Origin of the sequence: Faecalibacterium sp. An121 (assembly GCF_002160915.1) — a bacterium.
Classification (GTDB): domain Bacteria; phylum Bacillota; class Clostridia; order Oscillospirales; family Ruminococcaceae; genus Faecalibacterium; species Faecalibacterium avium.
Window position 1 is genome coordinate 1 of the sequence record NZ_NFLM01000058.1, and the last position, 763, is coordinate 763.

Genomic DNA, 763 nt, shown 5'->3' on the forward strand with positions numbered 1-763 from the left:
ATCCGCTTTGAGATGGCCTCGCGTCCGATTAGCTGGTTGGTGAGGTAACGGCCCACCAAGGCGACGATCGGTAGCCGGACTGAGAGGTTGAACGGCCACATTGGGACTGAGACACGGCCCAGACTCCTACGGGAGGCAGCAGTGGGGAATATTGCACAATGGGGGAAACCCTGATGCAGCGACGCCGCGTGGAGGAAGAAGGTCTTCGGATTGTAAACTCCTGTTGTTGAGGAAGAAAAGGACGGTACTCAACAAGGAAGTGACGGCTAACTACGTGCCAGCAGCCGCGGTAAAACGTAGGTCACGAGCGTTGTCCGGAATTACTGGGTGTAAAGGGAGCGCAGGCGGGTAGACAAGTTGGGAGTGAAATGCATGGGCTCAACCCATGAACTGCTCTCAAAACTGTAGATCTTGAGTAGTGCAGAGGTAGGCGGAATTCCCGGTGTAGCGGTGGAATGCGTAGATATCGGGAGGAACACCAGTGGCGAAGGCGGCCTACTGGGCACCAACTGACGCTGAGGCTCGAAAGTGTGGGTAGCAAACAGGATTAGATACCCTGGTAGTCCACACCGTAAACGATGATTACTAGGTGTTGGAGGATAGACCCCTTCAGTGCCGCAGTTAACACAATAAGTAATCCACCTGGGGAGTACGACCGCAAGGTTGAAACTCAAAGGAATTGACGGGGGCCCGCACAAGCAGTGGAGTATGTGGTTTAATTCGACGCAACGCGAAGAACCTTACCAAGTCTTGACATCCTCTG

Annotated in this window: 1 rRNA gene; it reads left to right on the forward strand. The window is 54.0% G+C overall.

Annotated elements, in window-relative coordinates:
- Positions 1-763, forward strand: a 16S ribosomal RNA gene (locus tag B5E66_RS12690); the annotation flags it as partial.